Origin of the sequence: Endozoicomonas sp., from assembly GCF_051008435.1 — a bacterium.
GTDB lineage: Bacteria > Pseudomonadota > Gammaproteobacteria > Pseudomonadales > Endozoicomonadaceae > Endozoicomonas_A.
This window is the reverse complement of record NZ_JBPCXO010000558.1, coordinates 1-14,787: the sequence shown is the minus strand read 5'-3', so window position 1 is coordinate 14,787 and position 14,787 is coordinate 1. Positions and strand designations below refer to the sequence as shown.

General features: G+C 47.7%; 14 protein-coding genes, 1 other RNA gene and 3 pseudogenes. 4 read left to right on the top strand and 14 right to left on the bottom strand.

Going from position 1 to position 14,787, the window contains the following annotated elements:
- Positions 1 to 648 precede the first annotated feature (648 nt).
- The 6 genes from ACR2PX_RS28625 to smpB form a co-directional block, all read right to left on the bottom strand.
- A complete protein-coding gene (locus tag ACR2PX_RS28625; RefSeq protein ID WP_434002758.1) occupies positions 649 to 1,497 on the bottom strand; it encodes an HNH endonuclease in 849 nt (282 codons plus the stop codon).
- A gap of 132 nt (positions 1,498 to 1,629) precedes the next feature.
- Positions 1,630 to 2,151 (bottom strand): hypothetical protein, encoded by a 522-nt coding sequence (locus ACR2PX_RS28620; RefSeq protein ID WP_434002757.1) that lies wholly within the window; start codon positions 2,149 to 2,151, stop codon positions 1,630 to 1,632.
- On the bottom strand, positions 2,129 to 2,761 hold the full coding sequence (locus tag ACR2PX_RS28615; RefSeq protein WP_434002756.1) for an AHH domain-containing protein: 633 nt from the start codon (positions 2,759 to 2,761) through the stop codon (positions 2,129 to 2,131). The genes ACR2PX_RS28620 and ACR2PX_RS28615 overlap by 23 nt, the downstream gene beginning before the upstream one ends.
- 300 nt (positions 2,762 to 3,061) lie before the next feature.
- Positions 3,062 to 3,427, bottom strand: a transfer-messenger RNA (tmRNA) gene (ssrA, locus tag ACR2PX_RS28610).
- Positions 3,428 to 3,513: 86 nt separating this feature from the next.
- Positions 3,514 to 4,539 (bottom strand): hypothetical protein, encoded by a 1,026-nt coding sequence (locus ACR2PX_RS28605; protein WP_434002755.1) that lies wholly within the window; start codon positions 4,537 to 4,539, stop codon positions 3,514 to 3,516.
- Positions 4,540 to 4,746: 207 nt separating this feature from the next.
- Positions 4,747 to 5,226, bottom strand: coding sequence for an SsrA-binding protein SmpB (gene smpB, locus ACR2PX_RS28600; protein WP_434002754.1), 480 nt, complete (start codon positions 5,224 to 5,226; stop codon positions 4,747 to 4,749).
- Positions 5,227 to 5,723: 497 nt separating this feature from the next.
- Here smpB and ACR2PX_RS28595 point away from each other — a divergent pair, with 497 nt between their 5' ends.
- On the top strand, positions 5,724 to 7,082 hold the full coding sequence (locus ACR2PX_RS28595) for a sodium-dependent transporter (protein WP_434002753.1): 1,359 nt from the start codon (positions 5,724 to 5,726) through the stop codon (positions 7,080 to 7,082).
- 521 nt (positions 7,083 to 7,603) lie between these two features.
- Here ACR2PX_RS28595 and ACR2PX_RS28590 read toward each other — a convergent pair.
- The 7 genes and pseudogenes from ACR2PX_RS28590 to ACR2PX_RS28560 all read right to left on the bottom strand — a co-directional run bounded on the left by ACR2PX_RS28590 (position 7,604) and on the right by ACR2PX_RS28560 (position 12,617).
- The gene (locus ACR2PX_RS28590; RefSeq protein ID WP_434002752.1) at positions 7,604 to 9,493 is read right to left on the bottom strand and encodes a DnaJ domain-containing protein; all 1,890 of its coding nucleotides are present in this window, start codon (positions 9,491 to 9,493) and stop codon (positions 7,604 to 7,606) included.
- A gap of 126 nt (positions 9,494 to 9,619) precedes the next feature.
- A pseudogene (locus ACR2PX_RS28585) lies at positions 9,620 to 9,895 on the bottom strand (transposase domain-containing protein); the annotation flags it as partial.
- A gap of 112 nt (positions 9,896 to 10,007) precedes the next feature.
- Positions 10,008 to 10,283, bottom strand: coding sequence for an IS66 family transposase (locus tag ACR2PX_RS28580; protein ID WP_434002751.1), 276 nt, complete (start codon positions 10,281 to 10,283; stop codon positions 10,008 to 10,010).
- A gap of 2 nt (positions 10,284 to 10,285) precedes the next feature.
- Positions 10,286 to 11,395 (bottom strand): annotated as a pseudogene (tnpC, locus tag ACR2PX_RS28575) (IS66 family transposase).
- Between the two features lie 41 nt (positions 11,396 to 11,436).
- A pseudogene (gene tnpB, locus ACR2PX_RS28570) lies at positions 11,437 to 11,808 on the bottom strand (IS66 family insertion sequence element accessory protein TnpB).
- A 196-nt stretch (positions 11,809 to 12,004) separates the two neighbouring features.
- Entirely contained in the window at positions 12,005 to 12,136 is a 132-nt protein-coding gene (locus ACR2PX_RS28565; protein WP_434002750.1) for a hypothetical protein, read from the bottom strand.
- A gap of 259 nt (positions 12,137 to 12,395) precedes the next feature.
- A complete protein-coding gene (locus ACR2PX_RS28560; protein WP_434002749.1) occupies positions 12,396 to 12,617 on the bottom strand; it encodes a hypothetical protein in 222 nt (73 codons plus the stop codon).
- Between the two features lie 150 nt (positions 12,618 to 12,767).
- On the opposite strand from ACR2PX_RS28560, the gene ACR2PX_RS28555 reads away from it, so the two are divergent.
- Together ACR2PX_RS28555 and ACR2PX_RS28550 are read left to right on the top strand one after the other, a co-directional pair.
- Positions 12,768 to 13,199 (top strand): type II toxin-antitoxin system RatA family toxin, encoded by a 432-nt coding sequence (locus tag ACR2PX_RS28555; RefSeq protein ID WP_034839627.1) that lies wholly within the window; start codon positions 12,768 to 12,770, stop codon positions 13,197 to 13,199.
- The gene (locus ACR2PX_RS28550; RefSeq protein ID WP_434002748.1) at positions 13,192 to 13,539 is read left to right on the top strand and encodes an RnfH family protein; all 348 of its coding nucleotides are present in this window, start codon (positions 13,192 to 13,194) and stop codon (positions 13,537 to 13,539) included. The genes ACR2PX_RS28555 and ACR2PX_RS28550 overlap by 8 nt, the downstream gene beginning before the upstream one ends.
- 34 nt (positions 13,540 to 13,573) lie before the next feature.
- Here the strand turns inward: ACR2PX_RS28550 and ACR2PX_RS28545 are convergent, their stop codons facing one another.
- Positions 13,574 to 13,951, bottom strand: coding sequence for an outer membrane protein assembly factor BamE (locus ACR2PX_RS28545; protein ID WP_434002746.1), 378 nt, complete (start codon positions 13,949 to 13,951; stop codon positions 13,574 to 13,576).
- 99 nt (positions 13,952 to 14,050) lie between these two features.
- On the opposite strand from ACR2PX_RS28545, the gene fur reads away from it, so the two are divergent.
- Positions 14,051 to 14,461, top strand: a complete 411-nt coding sequence (gene fur / locus ACR2PX_RS28540; protein WP_434002745.1) for a ferric iron uptake transcriptional regulator — start codon at positions 14,051 to 14,053, stop codon at positions 14,459 to 14,461.
- Positions 14,462 to 14,787 lie beyond the last annotated feature (326 nt).

The window sequence follows — 14,787 nt, the reverse complement described above, 5'->3', positions numbered from 1 at the left end:
TCAAAGGGTTGGGAGAGGAACTCTTTAGTGTCGTGATCGAATTGAGTCATGGAGAGTTCCTGATTAAAGTTCTTTTTGTGGGTTAAAGGCGTTTGAATCTGCAGGCGTAGTATAAAGGCAAGAATATATTTTGTATCCGCCCCTTTTTGTTTAAGCAACACTTGGCGTGCAGAGAACAAGGCCTAAAGAATCAACCCAGGACAGCTTTGATTTTAGAAATGTAATACAAAAGGAAGCACTTTTATGCGCATTTAAGTGTTGGTGTTCTTCTTTTTTACGCGCATAAAATGTTGTTTTAACCGTTTGCTTTATGGAAGTTGTAGGTGGGAAAAACGATGTCTGCCTAAAGAAGTTGCAATGAGTATGAGATGAAAAAGTATTTTTTTCAGCAGATACCATTCACTACGCTGCTTTTGTCCTAGTCGATAATGATTATGATGAAGTCTTTGGTGATCTACGGTGCAAGGGTGAGGAGCTGTCATCAAACTGGCCCAAACCATTGGCTTCTGAGTATTAGAAATGCACTCAATGCGGAAGCTACTGAGTTCAACAAAGTTGGCGTGTATGACCTGGCGGGTGTATTGGCTAGTGTCAGGTCTGAATGACTTACTTACTACATCACGAGGCTGTATGCAGTTTCTCTATCCCTCAGAAATCCCCCTTTTCCCTATGATGAGCAAGCAATGATCTATCAGGCTCATACTGCTTTGGTAGCAGAATGGGCTGACCCTCTTTCTTCAAAAAGTATTCGGTAACGCTCTGACTATCAAAATGCTCTTTGATTTCTTTTGAGAGGATGATCCGATAGTCATCGTCTAGGCTGATCAGGTTTCTGTCGAACGCAGCGTCATAAGTGGCAGACAAGCATAAGCCATTACTGGGGTTCATCCTGTTAGTTTTGTCTTCAGACCAGGGTATGATATGGCTTGCCCGGTTTACAGTAGGAATGTTTAGTCCAGTAATACAGCAACTCTGATCGTATATCTCAAGAATGATCTTGCGAAAAACATTCTGGTTTCTCCTCACGGTGACAGATTGAACGACATCTGTACCTTCTAGGTTTCTGTAATCTAGTTGCAAGTATTCAGGGATGTTAACTTTCTGATCTAATTTTTCAGCTAAATCTGAATCACTTCCAGAATGTTGATGAAACTCTTCGAGAAGGTGTTGCTCATATAGGTGCTTTACTAAAAAGTGCTGATAGCTTCTTAAAGCTGCGGAGCAATAGCCATTGGTTAAGTAGCTTTTAGGGGTGTCATGAAGATTCCAGACGCTGCCTTTTCCTTTCTTCTGTTCTTCCACTACCTTCAAACGAAGCTCTTCCAATCGATCAGTAGATGTTACATTCCAGATATCATTGCAGTCTGCAAAGCCTTGAGGCTTCTGAAGTATCATCTGTCCAAGGAGGTCAAGGGCTCTTAAATAGGATGAAGCTTTACCACTCCCTTCAATGTTTGAGGCATTCATGTGGCTTTCGTAGGCGCTTCTGTTCATCATTCTATCGAGATGCATTGCAATGATTAGCGGATATTACTGATTACAGCTGCTTCGTACAATTTTGAGGCACTTAATGGACAGGGCTCATCTCTAAGAGCCCATGTGGAAGATGTTTTCAGTGCATAGTTGAGGTCAAATTTGTTGAAAGCGAACACCTTTCAATGAGGAGGATTCAACTAAATCCACGAAGCGTTGAGAGCAGTAGATCTCACTATGATTCCCGAAGGGGGATGACCAGAGAATTTGTCCATCAACGTCTTTATCTTTGAAACTTATACTTTCAACTTCCTCATGTTTGTTGAGAATGCTGCTTTCTTGATCAGCTTCTATAGGGTTTAGCAGATTGAAAAGGTGCCAGTTTGCCCCCTTATAGGTGACAGGTAGAAACTCCCCATACGAGGAAATCTCTTCACCAATAGCCGTTTTTGCTGCATCAGATAGCATGAGTTGACGAAGGTGAGGCATACTGATTTGAGCCAAGGGCTGCTTGCCTTCGACTATGCCTTCATGAATAGCCCAGTGAGGACGCTTAGGTTTTAAGTTACGATCCGCGTCCATAAACTCATGAAGGTTGTTCAATTTTTGTACCATGCTCACAACGTCAGGAAAGAGTTCAGAGTAGTTGTCATCACTAAGTACTTTGTAGATCGTCATACTTCATCTCAGCAAGAATATGTTTTGGTATATCCCCAGCTTCTAGGTCATTACCAATTTGTCGAAGTTTTTCCTTAACCAATTTGTAGCTGGTTAAAGGAAACAATTTTTGTTCTACCCATCTATAATAAGTCTTTCTATGTGTTCGACTGTGTGGGACTGCCCCAGGTGTTGCCCTGCAATTAGATTTTCTAGAGTCATTTCCACTGCGTGGTAGCCAAACACCATTATCAGGATCATCCAGTCCTACCCGAGTTTCAGATAGTTTAAGTCGGGAGATTGCTGCACGGACATGTGTTCCTGAGACTATGGCATGAGCATCATACCTTTCAGTGGGCTTGGCACGACCTTTTGCCCGCATGTTCTCACCCAGGCGTTGGCTTTGGTGTTCATCGTTAAGCATGTTGTACTTAGGTTTCTCAATTACACCAAAGTATTCTTCTAGCCTTTCAGTGATCTGGGCAAGATTCTCTACATACATACGTTCCCGAGCCAGGTGAACCTTTTGCTCAGGAGTAGGCTCTTTACCCGTCTTCTTTATGTGATTCTCATAGCGCTGGATAGCATACTCAAGCTTTGTCTTGGCGGGGATATGTGCTTCGGCATTCATAGCTAATCCTTAGAGTAATACCGGTTTGTTCTTTGTAATGCCTTTCTATCCTGAAAAAGGTATGCCCGAATAATGCCTTTAGAAAAATGTGGGGTCAACCTGCTTATAAGGGAGGAGTGCGCTGTCAGTCAAGTGGCGGGAATTGTGAACTACTGTCCTGTAGTTCACCCTGCGGGCCAGCTAAAGCTGTCCAAAATCGTTCCGGACGATTTTGTGAACCCGCTACGCGGTCTTGCAATTCCCTGCTGCATCATAAATGAAAAAGCCCTATGTCTCGCGACATAGGGCTTTTTCATTTATTGGTGGAGGCGGCGGGAATTGAACCCGCGTCCGCCGATCCTACGCCTTCGGCTCTACATGTTTAGAATCCGTTTTTAAGTTAACGCAGAACGACCCAACGGGCAGGGTGACACTACGCGATCCTGAAAAAGTTTAACCAGTCAGCCTCAGGCAGACAGCATGGCGATCCCGTTTGCAATTGCGATCAGTACCAACCAACAGGCAAGTCAGAGTGATCGGGAGCAGGCAGGGTTTAAGCTGCCAGAGCTCCTTGGTAGTTGTCTTCATTAGCAACTAAAAGGTTGTAGTGATTTGATTTACGAGCACCACTACGTGCTCGACATGCACCTAAGGTTTCAGTACCGTCGTCGAATCCAGATCGCCCCCGGTGAAACCAGAGGCTATTTATTTCAAAAAATGCTAAACAAGTCAACTGGTTATTTATACTTGGAATAAACAAAAGAAGACATCTGTCATAGAATTATGCAGCTGGAGTCCTTGCCAGGTGGTTCTTCGTCTGGAGGTTCCTGACCATCGTCTGATGATTCGTCATCGGTTTCTTCGCCAATAAAATACGGCTCCTGATCAATTTCTTCATCATTAACCTCCATGGGGGAGGGAGACGATTCTTCTGATGTGTTTCTGGAGATAAGACTGCCTGATGAAGAGGAAGAGTCATCCAGAGTACCGAGCGACGGACTGACGTCTCTTTCTTTTGCAGTGATCAACCAGTCATCCTGGTGGCTTGCGGCACCCACTCTGGGGTTAATGCTTTTGGCCAATTGCAGCAGTGCGGCTTTTTGTTCCGGGAGAAGGTTTTGGGAGGGGCATTCGTCCATTTTCTCAAAATCGACGGTTTGTGCTTCTGGAGCATAATCCAGAAAAAGCTCGGTACCCGGCTCAATTTCCTGGTTTGCCAATGCCGCGATCGCGATGCAGTCTTTCAATGAGGCTGAGGGCTTCATGAAGTAGTGCTCTTCACCCTCTTTTGTGCCTTCAATAACTGTACCCGACTTGATGTAAGGTTTGGCTCTGACGTTGGCTACAGATTTGTCGTAGTTAATGAACTTCAAAAGCCCTTCAACATGGACTCCATACTTCAGACTGACAGTAGATTGGTCTTGCTGTGGAAATTCTTTGGTTATATTGGAGGTCCAGATTAAATGGGTGGCAGAGCTGAGAAGTCTGACCCGGTTGCCTTCCAATGTGAGCATGCAGACATCGTGGCCTGCGACTTCCATGGCATAAGCCGCTTGACCTTGAAAACAGCCAATGAGTTCATCTTGTTTGATTTGACGCCGGGTGAATGCGCCCGTTCCAGCCTCGAGAATACGGCTTTGCCTATCTTCTATCCGCTTACTGACTGGGCCGATCTCTTTGCTTTTGGCTCTAATGGCAGGAAAGCCTGTCTGGCTGTTAACAATATAAGCGCGCGCATGCTTTTTTGGGGGGGCTAAGACTGACCTGCTTGCCCTTTTGAGTTTTGCCGCTGTTGGCATGAACCGGGCTGCGTTTTCTACGGTGTGAGGGCGGTGTTTTGGTGTGGTGGCCGTTAATCCTTGTCATCTGGCTGCTTCCAGGCTTTTTCTTCAGTATGGCAAACCTGTGAGAATAAACAGGTCGTAGCAGTCAGGTTGGAGTAGGGCTCAGTAAAAGGAAGAGAAAAGGTAGGTGATAGTGGCAGGTAAGCCTGCCACTGAAGAGATTTAGCCTCGGTGCATTACCCGCTGCTTTTCAATGTTCCATTCACGCTCTTTGGTAGCCGCTCGCTTGTCGAACTCTTTCTTGCCTCGGGCAAGTGCTATCTGACACTTAACCAAATGGCCTTTCCAGTAAAGCTTGATGGCGATACAGGTGTGGCCTTTCTGCTGGGTTTCCGAGAACAGCTTGGCGAGTTCTCTTCTGTGCAGCAGCAGTTTACGGTCGCGCAACGGGTCCGCCACAACGTGTGTGGATGCTGTATCCAATGGAGTTATCTGGGCGCCAATTAACCAGGCTTCGCCATCTTTGAGCAGAACGTAGCTGTCGACCAGCTGCACTTTACCCATGCGAAGACTTTTGACTTCCCAGCCTGCCAGTGAAAGCCCCGCCTCAAATGACTCATCTATGTGGTAGTCATGACGGGCTTTTTTGTTGACGACAATTGATGAGTCGCCTTTACCGCTTTTTTTCGATCTTTTAGCCATGACGCGGATTATAACGCGGATACACTATAAAACCAGTCGTTGCTTATGACGGTTGCTTATTCATCTCTTGGCTGGAAAGTAGTGGTTTTCTCGTATTTATCTGGGGGTGAGGTTTTTTTGGGGGAATAGACTGGCTGTGATGTTTTGTTTGGTGGATCTTTCTTTTTTTGAGGTGAATAGAGGAAAAAGTGGTTGAGGTGAGAAAACAAATAGATACAATGCTCACCGTCGCCCATATGCTCCAGTAAAAGCTTCATGGTAGCTGTCTTTATGGTGTTGAGCAGGCTGTCATTTAAGTCCCTGGCTGTTAGTAATGATGCCCTCTCTTCTTCAGGCTGGTTGTCGTTTGAGTTCCTTTTCCTGATTGTCAATTTTGAGACTGAATAGTCCGGGCGGCTTTCAATTTAATGCGGTGTGGTTGTGCGATGTATTCCTACAACACACTGTAATTAAAGTGTTACTCAATAAGTTTTAGCTGTACATCATTGAGGAGTCTCATGTCAGGACAAAATCCAGCCGCCTCGCGCAAGACCTGGAATAACCGATGGACATTTATGCTGGCTGCGGCTGGCTCTGCTATTGGTCTGGGTAATATCTGGAAATTCCCGTACATCGCCGGCCAATACGGCGGTGGTGCCTTTGTCATGGTTTATCTGCTGTGTATCGCACTGGTAGGTGTTCCATTGCTGATGGCTGAAACAGCCATTGGTCGCTCAACCCGTCTGAGCCCTCTGAATGCCATGCGTAAACTGACCAGTGACGCGGGTGTATTCCGTGGCTGGGAAGTCATTGGCTGGATGGGGATGTTAACCGGCTTCATCATTCTGACCTTTTACAGTGTGGTCGCTGGCTGGGCTCTTTCTTATGCCTGGGATCTGTTGACCGGCGTATTCAATGGTATGAATGCTGACCAGGTGGGGGGTGAGTTTGAGGCACTGACGCAGTCTGCACCAAGGCAGATTCTGTGGCACACCCTGTTTATGGTCATCACTGTTCTGATCACTGCCCGTGGTGTTCATAAAGGTTTGGAGAAAGGCCTGCAGGTCATGATGCCAACCCTGTTCGTTCTGTTGTTTATCATGCTGGGATACAGCATGTTGGCCACCGGCGAGTTCATGCGTGGTTTCCACTTCATGTTCGACGTGGACTTCAGCAAGATTACTGGCGAAGCCGTGGTAGCTGCTATGGGTCAGGCGTTCTTCACCCTGAGTCTGGGTATGTGTGCCCTGATGGCTTACGGTGCTTACATGCCAGCGAATAACTCTATTCCCCGTACGGCTCTGAACGTAGCTTTCCTGGACACGTTGATGGCGATTGTTTCCGGCCTGATCGTATTCCCGATTGTTTACGCTCACGGTTTGGAACCTTCAGCTGGCCCAGGTTTGCTGTTCGTATCCCTGACTTCTGCATTCGCGAACATGACAGGCGGCGCTATTCTCGGCTTTATGTTCTTTGCTCTGGTGGGTATTGCGGCACTGAGTTCAGCAATTTCTCTGATTGAGCCTTCTCTGGCATGGGTGACTGAACGTTTTGGAATGAACCGCGTACTGGCAACTTGTCTGATTGGTGGCGCAATCTGGCTGGTAGGCCTGGGTTCTGTGTTCTCTTTCAACATCTGGACCGACGTTAAATTCTTCGATAAGACCATCTTTGATCTGGCTGGTTACATGACTGACGTTTTCCTGCTGCCACTGGGTGGTGCGCTGACAGCGATCTTTGCTGGCTGGATTCTGAAGCGTTCTGTTATGTCTAACGAGCTGGCTATGAGCGTAGGTATGTTCAATGTATGGCGCTTTGCGACCCGTATCATTGTGCCTGCTGCAGTGGCCCTGATTCTGTACACTGCTCTGAAATGATTAGACGCTAGTTTAAATCGTGAGTTGATAAGAGCCGGATGCTGTTGTATCCGGCTTTTTTGTTTCAGAAGAATCGGCTGATAGCACCTTCGAGCCGGGCGTGTGCTTCCGGAAGATCCGCTCGCTGAGCGGGGTCTGAGTGCAGCATGCCTTTGAGTAGCATGGCCAGCTCCGGGGAAAAACGGGCATTATGTTTTTTGAAGAAGCGATGGATGCAGCGCTGGTAGTCAATATCTTCGTAAGCGCATGGTTATTGCCATGCGCTTACGAAGATATTGATAGCGCGTTGCGACATCTGTGATCGATCTGATGTGCCTCATGCTCATTTTGAAAGGGACTACCGAGGTTGGATAAACTGGGCGATGGAGCTGTCTGACACCCTGGATGCTCAGACTTTACCCCGGGTAGCCAGGATCGATACATTGATGGCTAATGCGGTGTCTGTCGCATGACCCGATAGCTCTAGCAGCGCGTGCTGCCAGAGCTAACAAGGATTCTTCTTTCGTTCGGTCAGATGAATTTCAAGAATCGGGGCTTTCTAGGTCTGATAAATACTCTTCAATTTTAAGTTTAGACTCTTGAAGCTTTTGGAAATTTTTGTGAGCCTCTGGATTGTCTCTGTCTTTATCGGGGTGCATTTCCTTGACCAATTTTCGGTAGCGCTTTTTGAACTCTTCCTTGGTAGGCGGGGAGTTAATATCAAATTCCATAAACTCGAACGCTTCATCATAGCCACCGACCATCATTGTGTTACCAAATAGACTTCTAAAGAGCTCACTAAAGGGGATGGGGCTGGCAATGACTTGTTGGTGGAAAGCAGTCAGGTAACGAGCCAAATGCGCTTCATTCGTGAAATAAAATTCTTTTTTAATCATTAGATAGAAAACCGTATAAGTCTGACCTTCAGTGGAATGATCGACTTTCAGGACGGCAGTTTGATTACTGAGAGTGTAGAAACCGCTGGCCAACTGCTTCATTCGCTGAACAAATTCTTGGATATTGCCAGTGGCGGTTAAAATAATGGTTTGTTTCTTCGATTTTCGATCTCTCTGAGCGACTTCTGTTCCAGTGACTCGATCTGGGTGAAGTTCTACAGTTGTTGGATCTTCAACCTCTGTGACCTCTGTCTCTAAACGCCGTTGTTGACGTAATACTTCTATGGCGGCGCGGAGAATGTATTTCCTCATCAATTCAGGGTCAGGACGGTCAGTATCTTCTAACCGAAGTGACTCTGAGCCAGACCAAGCTGTCATAGCTCCCAGATAAAATGCAGCCAGAGCTGTGCTGTACTGGTCTTCACGAATTTTTAACTTTTGGCAGAATTCTGCGAACAGTTTTGTGAGATCAATGCCTTGCATGGCTCTACCAGCAGGCGTTGAGGTGTCCGAGCTTTCTGAACTGGCTGAACTGGCTGAACGGCGATAAACTGCCTCGTGGCCAGTGGATATGATGGCTTCCCGTAAAATACCGTTTTTATCGATAAACCACTCGGGCCTATGTGATAACTCTTCAAATTTTTGATAAATATAGCTTGCTGTGAATAAGGTCACAAAGACAAGGCCTTGAATGAATCTGGATTGGGTCACAGTACTGGTGGCATAAGTACCTGCTCCACTGACCACCATTGTTACGATTCCAGGTAACCATCCATAGGTATTAGCTAGGAAACCAGGGGGCGGAGAATCAGCAAAAAGTTCTTCTTCACTGATATTTTCTTGCTCAACCGTGAGGGGTACGACTGCACGAACATTAGAATCTGTTGTAGGCTGAGAGGTTGCCTCAGTGCCAGCGCTTTCATCCTCAGACTCTTCCCCATCGCTTTGATCCCCGTCACTTTTTTTGTCTTTATTCTCGCTGGGTGGGTTATCAGCAAGCATCATTATAGGTATATCATTGTCGTTGACAGGTTTGTTTGGAATGAAAAGGTCGAGGGTAACCGTCTCTAGGTTGACACTAACGTTATGCTCTTCGGGGTGTTGAAGCGTATTATCGTCGTCGTCGTCGTCGTCGTCCTGCTCAAAAGGTGCTTTTAGATGATTCGATGTGGCGTCCTCTTCTTTTTTTCTTTGTTCCTCTAGATATTTATTGATGGGGTCTTGCTCTTCTTCCTCTTGTTCCGTGTTGAGGTCTTTATAGTCAAGGTGTTCTTTTTCATAGGCCAGTTTCAAGTCCAGGGGGGCTGGTGGTTGTTCTGGTAACAGTTGCTTGATCAGCTCCTTAGTACGCTGGTTGAATAATAGTTCCGAAAGAGGGTCTTCATTATTCCAGGGGAGAATACCATTCGATTGAGATAGATACTCAACATGCCAGGCAGGGATTCCACCCGTTAATGTATCTATACCAGCCTTTGTGGTGTTCGACGTAAGCAGAAAGCTAGCGGCTGCTGCGTAAAATAATGCGTTGATTTTCATGGTTGGAAGCAATGCTTATTAATGGCTTGTCAGCAAAAAGTAGTAGTTGGAAGAGACTTTGTTTCTTTATTTGTGATCTGACTCAGTACTTGTTGAAATGTAAAGGCTTGCCCAACCCACGTTCATTTACCGAAAATAGTCCGCTACCTTTACATCATCAGCACTGGGATTCGCAGGCAGCAAGTGCTCCACACAAGCCCCTTTTTCCAGTTGCGGCAGTCTGGTCAACACATACCTGAACCAGGCATACGGCTCAAGCCCGTTCGCTTTTGCCGTTTCCACCAGACTGTATAGCACCGCGCTGGCATTGGCGCCATGAACAGAGTCGGCAAACATCCAGTTTTTGCGGCCAATAACGAAGGGTTTGATGGATCGCTCGGCCGCATTGTTATCAATCTCCACTAGCCCAGATATTTCATAAACTGCCCCGAATCTCGCGCAGGCATTTGTCGTTCTATGGGATTTTGCGAAGGAGTGCTGTACCGGGGAGTACGGTCGACTGAGTAAAACTCCCTTAGAGCGGCAAAGGGCAAGTGAGAGCGGGAGCATGTTTATGAAATATCCGGGCTAGACCACTGTCGAGGTAACGCGACAGATACGGCCACTGGTTCAGGGCGTAAGTAATGGCTTTGCCCAGTTTACTTTCCGGCAGGATTTGGGGCTTTTGTTTTTCTAGCCATTGCCGCAGTTTCTCCATGATGGGGCGGCTTTCTGTTTGACGAGTGTCGTATCGCTCTCCTGTGGTCTTGTCCTTAGTCCGGCGTTCGGCGGCGTAGAGTTGCCGGATCATGTTCAGTGCCTGGGGGGGCGGCTGATTTTATGACCCTTGTCGCCTTTCTTTTTTGGGATAGCGTCCAGGGCTTCCTTGAATTTCCGCCGTGCGTGAGCCATACAGCCTGCCAGCTCAATGTCCGGCTGTTTGCTGCTCAGGGTTTTGTAGGCGGAATGGCCGTCGCATTGCAGGATGCCTTTGAAATCCTGCAAAAACGCCAGCGGACAGGCATGATCTCGCCCAGTCTGGTAATCGTACAGCACCACTGGTGAGCCTTGTTGCTCACTGGTTCGGTACAGCCGCATGTAGGATTTGCTTTGCGGGCTCCGGTCTTTTTCCTTCAGTACCTGCAAAGTGGTTTGCTCGTCTCGTCCTGAGACTCGTCGCTTCGCGACCTGCTAAAGCAGTCCAAATTCATTCCCGATGAATTTGTCGTCAGCCTGAAGGTAAGGCTGTTTCACCAGATGCTGATGCAGTGCGTCGTAAATGGGCTGCAACAAGGCCGCTACCTTAATCATCCATTCAGCCATGGTCGCACGGGTGATTTCTGCCCCCATGCGCTTGAGAATAAACTCCTGACGGTACAGTGGCAGCGCATCACAGTATTTGCTGGTAATGATCCAGGCCAGCAGTCCCGGAGTGGCGATGCTTTTGGGGGGCATTTTAGGCACTGGTGCGGTTTTAGCGTCGGACTCACAGGCACAGGCGTATTTCAGACGACGGATTTCCAGTACCTTCACCTGCGCCGGAAGCACATCCAGTTTGCAGCTGGTTTCATGGCCAAATGCCTTGAGCTCGCCTCCGCAGCAGTCGCACTGTTTGTCTGCGTCAGCAATGTCGATCTCCACCACTTCACGGGGCAGGTCTTTGGGCAGTGGTTTTCTGACCGGCTTTTTACGTTCATGGGCGGGGACTTGCTGAACTTCGGGCTCGTCTGACTCTTCTTCAGCCAGAGCCTCTGCCTCATTGAACAGCAGCCCCTGACCTTCAAAGCGTTCGCAGGAAGCACCAAACGGCTGATGCTTCTGGAGGCGGAACTGTTCTTCGTACCAGGCGAGTTTTGCCTTTAGTTGAGTATTTTCAAGCTGAAGATCTTCAAAGGCCTGGGCTGGGACTGTGATCGTATTCATAACGATCATTATCCGGCAAACCCTGTCGCCTTTTCATTGAGTCAGATTATGGCAATCACCATCAAACAACGTTTTGGTGAATCATAGGGCGATGGGCCGTTTTCTGTTGCAGGATCCAGCAACCAGTTCAGTTCCCGTCGGGTGATGCTTACGACTTCGTCCGGCGAACCCGTTGCAGGCCATTTGAACCGGCCTTTCTCAAGACGACGGTAATGCAGCTAGAAGCCATTGGTTTGCCAGTGCAGAATCTTGAGCTTGTTCCGCCCCCGGTTGCAAAACACAAATAAACTTTCTGAAAACGAGTCAAGCTCCAGTAGCTCGCTCACAATCAGGGCGAGACCGTCGATGGACTTGTGCATATCGGTCACGCCCGGAGCCAGATAAACCCGGAGGGAGGAAACATCGCCAATCATGCTGCCTCCAGAATACGCAAGACTGTCTGCAAAGCCTGTGGGTCAAACTCGGGAGCCAGCTCAATACGGAACCCGCCGGGACTGGTCAGAGTAATGCCCGTTCTGGATTGAGCGGGTTGTTACACCGGTGCTTCATCGGCAACATTCACGGGTAGCAGGGAGACCGGCGTTTGTACTGGCTCAGTCGGACTTTCCTTCAGATAGCATTGCCGGTAATAACCAAGCGTTGAGAGGGACAGTTCGTGTTGACGGGCATCTTTGCCTGTGAAACTCCGCTTTGCTGCCAGGCTTCGATGTGATGGAACCAGAATGGGCGTTTATCAGACATAGTGCCTCCTGAAAGCTTGGAGGCTTCAGTATCCGGGATGGTGGTCAGGCTGGGTAGATGGGGTTTGGCAGGCGCTTACATATCTTCTGGTGTTTTGGGAAAGCCACTGATCCTTTTGAAAATGTCCTTAGGCTTAAACAGTTGCTCTCTTGTCATGATTTCGGCAAAACAGGCTGCAAGGCTCCAGGCGGAGGATTTGGAGAGATCCACTGATCCTTTGATACCCAGCCATGGCTTACCTGTAACGCAGGATTCAAGCTCAGGGGCAATGAACCTGACCTTCGCTCCCTTTGCCCAATAACTTTTTTATGAAAAACAACTTTAAAGGTTTGATCTCGGCAGGCTCTAATCCAATCAGTCTTCTGGCAACGTTCACAGGCTTGACCAGAAGATATTTGTATAATGCATTGAGCATTTGGTAGGTGATGCTGGGTTTAACAGGGTCTTGCCCGTCTGGTGGTGTTGCGTTGTTTACCTGCATGGGTGAGATCTCTGAAGCGGCTTTTCATTGCCAAATATCGGCCCATGCCATTGGGGCTGAAGCGGATCCAGGCCGCTTCAGCCTGAAAGCAATAGCTTTAACAATATGTTATGCTCGCTGGCCCTTGTTTTTCTGAATTTGCAGTGCGTCATGCCAAGAGTCTCCCGTTCAGCCCTGATCATGCAACCGGTAGAAAAGATGTATCCCCTGGTGGCTGATGTTGAAGGTTATCCTGAGTTTTTGCCCTGGTGTTCAGGGGCCAGAATACTGAAGCAGGAAGGAGAGGTGATTGAAGCCGTTCTTGAACTGTCCAAGGGGAGTCTGGGTTACGAGTTTTCCACAAGGAACCGAATGGTGGAAAACCAGTCTATTGAGATGTCGTTGCTGAAAGGCCCTTTCTCAAAGCTGAATGGGGTTTGGACATTCAAACCTTTAGGTAATGAGGGCTGCAAAGTGTCTCTGGAGTTGGACTTTGAAATATCCAACCCACTCTTGAGAGCTACGGTAGGGGCCGTGTTCAATAAGGCAATGAACAAGATGGTTGACGCCTTTTGTCAAAGAGCGGAGCAGCTTTATGGCTGAAAATAATAGCCGGTCAGAACCGGGTGAAGAATCCAGGGTGAGCATCGAGGTGGCTTACGCCAAGCCGGAAGACTATCGGATTTTAACCGTTGAGGTCAAAGAAGGTACTTCTGTGCTAGATGCCGCCAGACAATCCGGCATGCAGTCGTTCTTTTCAGAGATTGATTGGAACTCTGTTAAACTGGGTATCTTTGGCAAAGCGGTTATCAGGCCTGCAGACCAGTCTGTAAAGGAAGGTGACCGGATAGAAATCTATCGACCACTGATTGCTGATCCGAAAGAAGTACGCAAGAAGCGTGCGGAGAAAGCAAAACTCAAGAAAGAAGCAGCTGCATCCTGAAAATGAGCTGCCCTTTCTATAATGGCAAGGCTGCTTAAGGTGATTCACCTACAGCGGGACGAAGGTCTCCTTCAATAGAAGAAAGCTTGTCGTCCTTGAAGAAGATGGTCAGGGTTTGCTGGGTGCGCTTACCGCCACCTGGCTGCATGCTGGAGATATAGTCCCAGCGGTCTCGGTTAAAGGCGTCCTCCATAAGAGGAGTGCCCATAACATACTGGACCTGGTTGCGGGTCATTCCCGGGCGGAGCTGATCGACCATTTCCTGGGTAATTACATTACCCTGCTGGATGTCGATCTTGTAGACGCCAGGAAAGCTGATGAGTTTTGAGCCACTGTCTGTAGAACTGGCGCATCCAGCCAGAAGAGCAGCGGCAGTGAGGACAACTGTGGTCAGGGCTGGACGTTTTTGCATCGGTTTCAGACTTCCACTATCTTCTTCGAAAATGAATTTGCGGCTTAAAAATGAGATAATAGCAGGGATTACCTGCTAATTGCTAAGGGTTAGGGAAACGTGTTGGAAAATCAAGAGTTGCGCAAAGCGGGTCTGAAGGTCACGCTGCCTCGTGTCAAAATCCTTCAGATTCTTGAAGGCTCCCAGGGCCTTCATATGAGCGCAGAGGATGTCTACAAGGCTCTCCTCGATGCAGAAGAAGATGTTGGTCTGGCCACTGTCTACCGGGTTTTGACCCAGTTTGAAGGGGCTGGTCTGGTTATCAGGCATAACTTTGACAGTGGGCACTCGGTGTTCGAACTGGCAAGGGGTGAGCATCATGATCATATGGTTTGTATGGAGAGTGGTGAAATCATCGAGTTCATTGATGAAGAAATTGAGCGTCGCCAGAAAGAAATTGCGGATAAACATGGCTATGAAATTGTTGATCACAATCTAGTGCTGTACGTAAAACCAAAACAAAAGTCTTAATTCTTTCTTAGAAACACGTCCCTGATGTAAGAAGCCGGCCAGAGTGGCCGGCTTTTTTGTGGAGTAGCCTTTTTCTTGTGCTCGCTGCTCACTGTCTATACTCACCCTGATTCGAATTAGCACCAAACGAATCGCTCTCTCTATTCATCTTTCAATACTGTTCATGTCTTGATTCATGAAGTTACTTTTGCATGCGCTGGCCTAGGAGTCTGTCGGACTTAGCCGACCGTAGCGAGAAAAAGTCCGGTTTGAGACAGTTTTTATGATTATTTGAGGCGAATAGCGAGCTATTCAACGAAAAGAATCATAGAAAATGGCCAAATCCG

Coding starts and splice junctions, on each gene's coding strand:
- ACR2PX_RS28625 (WP_434002758.1), bottom strand. CDS start 1,497: ATGATGAACAGAAGCGCCTACGAAAGCCACATGAATGCCTCAAACATT.
- ACR2PX_RS28620 (WP_434002757.1), bottom strand. CDS start 2,151: ATGACGATCTACAAAGTACTTAGTGATGACAACTACTCTGAACTCTTT.
- ACR2PX_RS28615 (WP_434002756.1), bottom strand. CDS start 2,761: ATGAATGCCGAAGCACATATCCCCGCCAAGACAAAGCTTGAGTATGCT.
- ACR2PX_RS28605 (WP_434002755.1), bottom strand. CDS start 4,539: ATGCCAACAGCGGCAAAACTCAAAAGGGCAAGCAGGTCAGTCTTAGCC.
- smpB (WP_434002754.1), bottom strand. CDS start 5,226: ATGGCTAAAAGATCGAAAAAAAGCGGTAAAGGCGACTCATCAATTGTC.
- ACR2PX_RS28595 (WP_434002753.1), top strand. CDS start 5,724: ATGTCAGGACAAAATCCAGCCGCCTCGCGCAAGACCTGGAATAACCGA.
- ACR2PX_RS28590 (WP_434002752.1), bottom strand. CDS start 9,493: ATGAAAATCAACGCATTATTTTACGCAGCAGCCGCTAGCTTTCTGCTT.
- ACR2PX_RS28580 (WP_434002751.1), bottom strand. CDS start 10,283: ATGATCCGGCAACTCTACGCCGCCGAACGCCGGACTAAGGACAAGACC.
- ACR2PX_RS28565 (WP_434002750.1), bottom strand. CDS start 12,136: ATGTCTGATAAACGCCCATTCTGGTTCCATCACATCGAAGCCTGGCAG.
- ACR2PX_RS28560 (WP_434002749.1), bottom strand. CDS start 12,617: ATGCAGGTAAACAACGCAACACCACCAGACGGGCAAGACCCTGTTAAA.
- ACR2PX_RS28555 (WP_034839627.1), top strand. CDS start 12,768: ATGCCAAGAGTCTCCCGTTCAGCCCTGATCATGCAACCGGTAGAAAAG.
- ACR2PX_RS28550 (WP_434002748.1), top strand. CDS start 13,192: ATGGCTGAAAATAATAGCCGGTCAGAACCGGGTGAAGAATCCAGGGTG.
- ACR2PX_RS28545 (WP_434002746.1), bottom strand. CDS start 13,951: ATGCAAAAACGTCCAGCCCTGACCACAGTTGTCCTCACTGCCGCTGCT.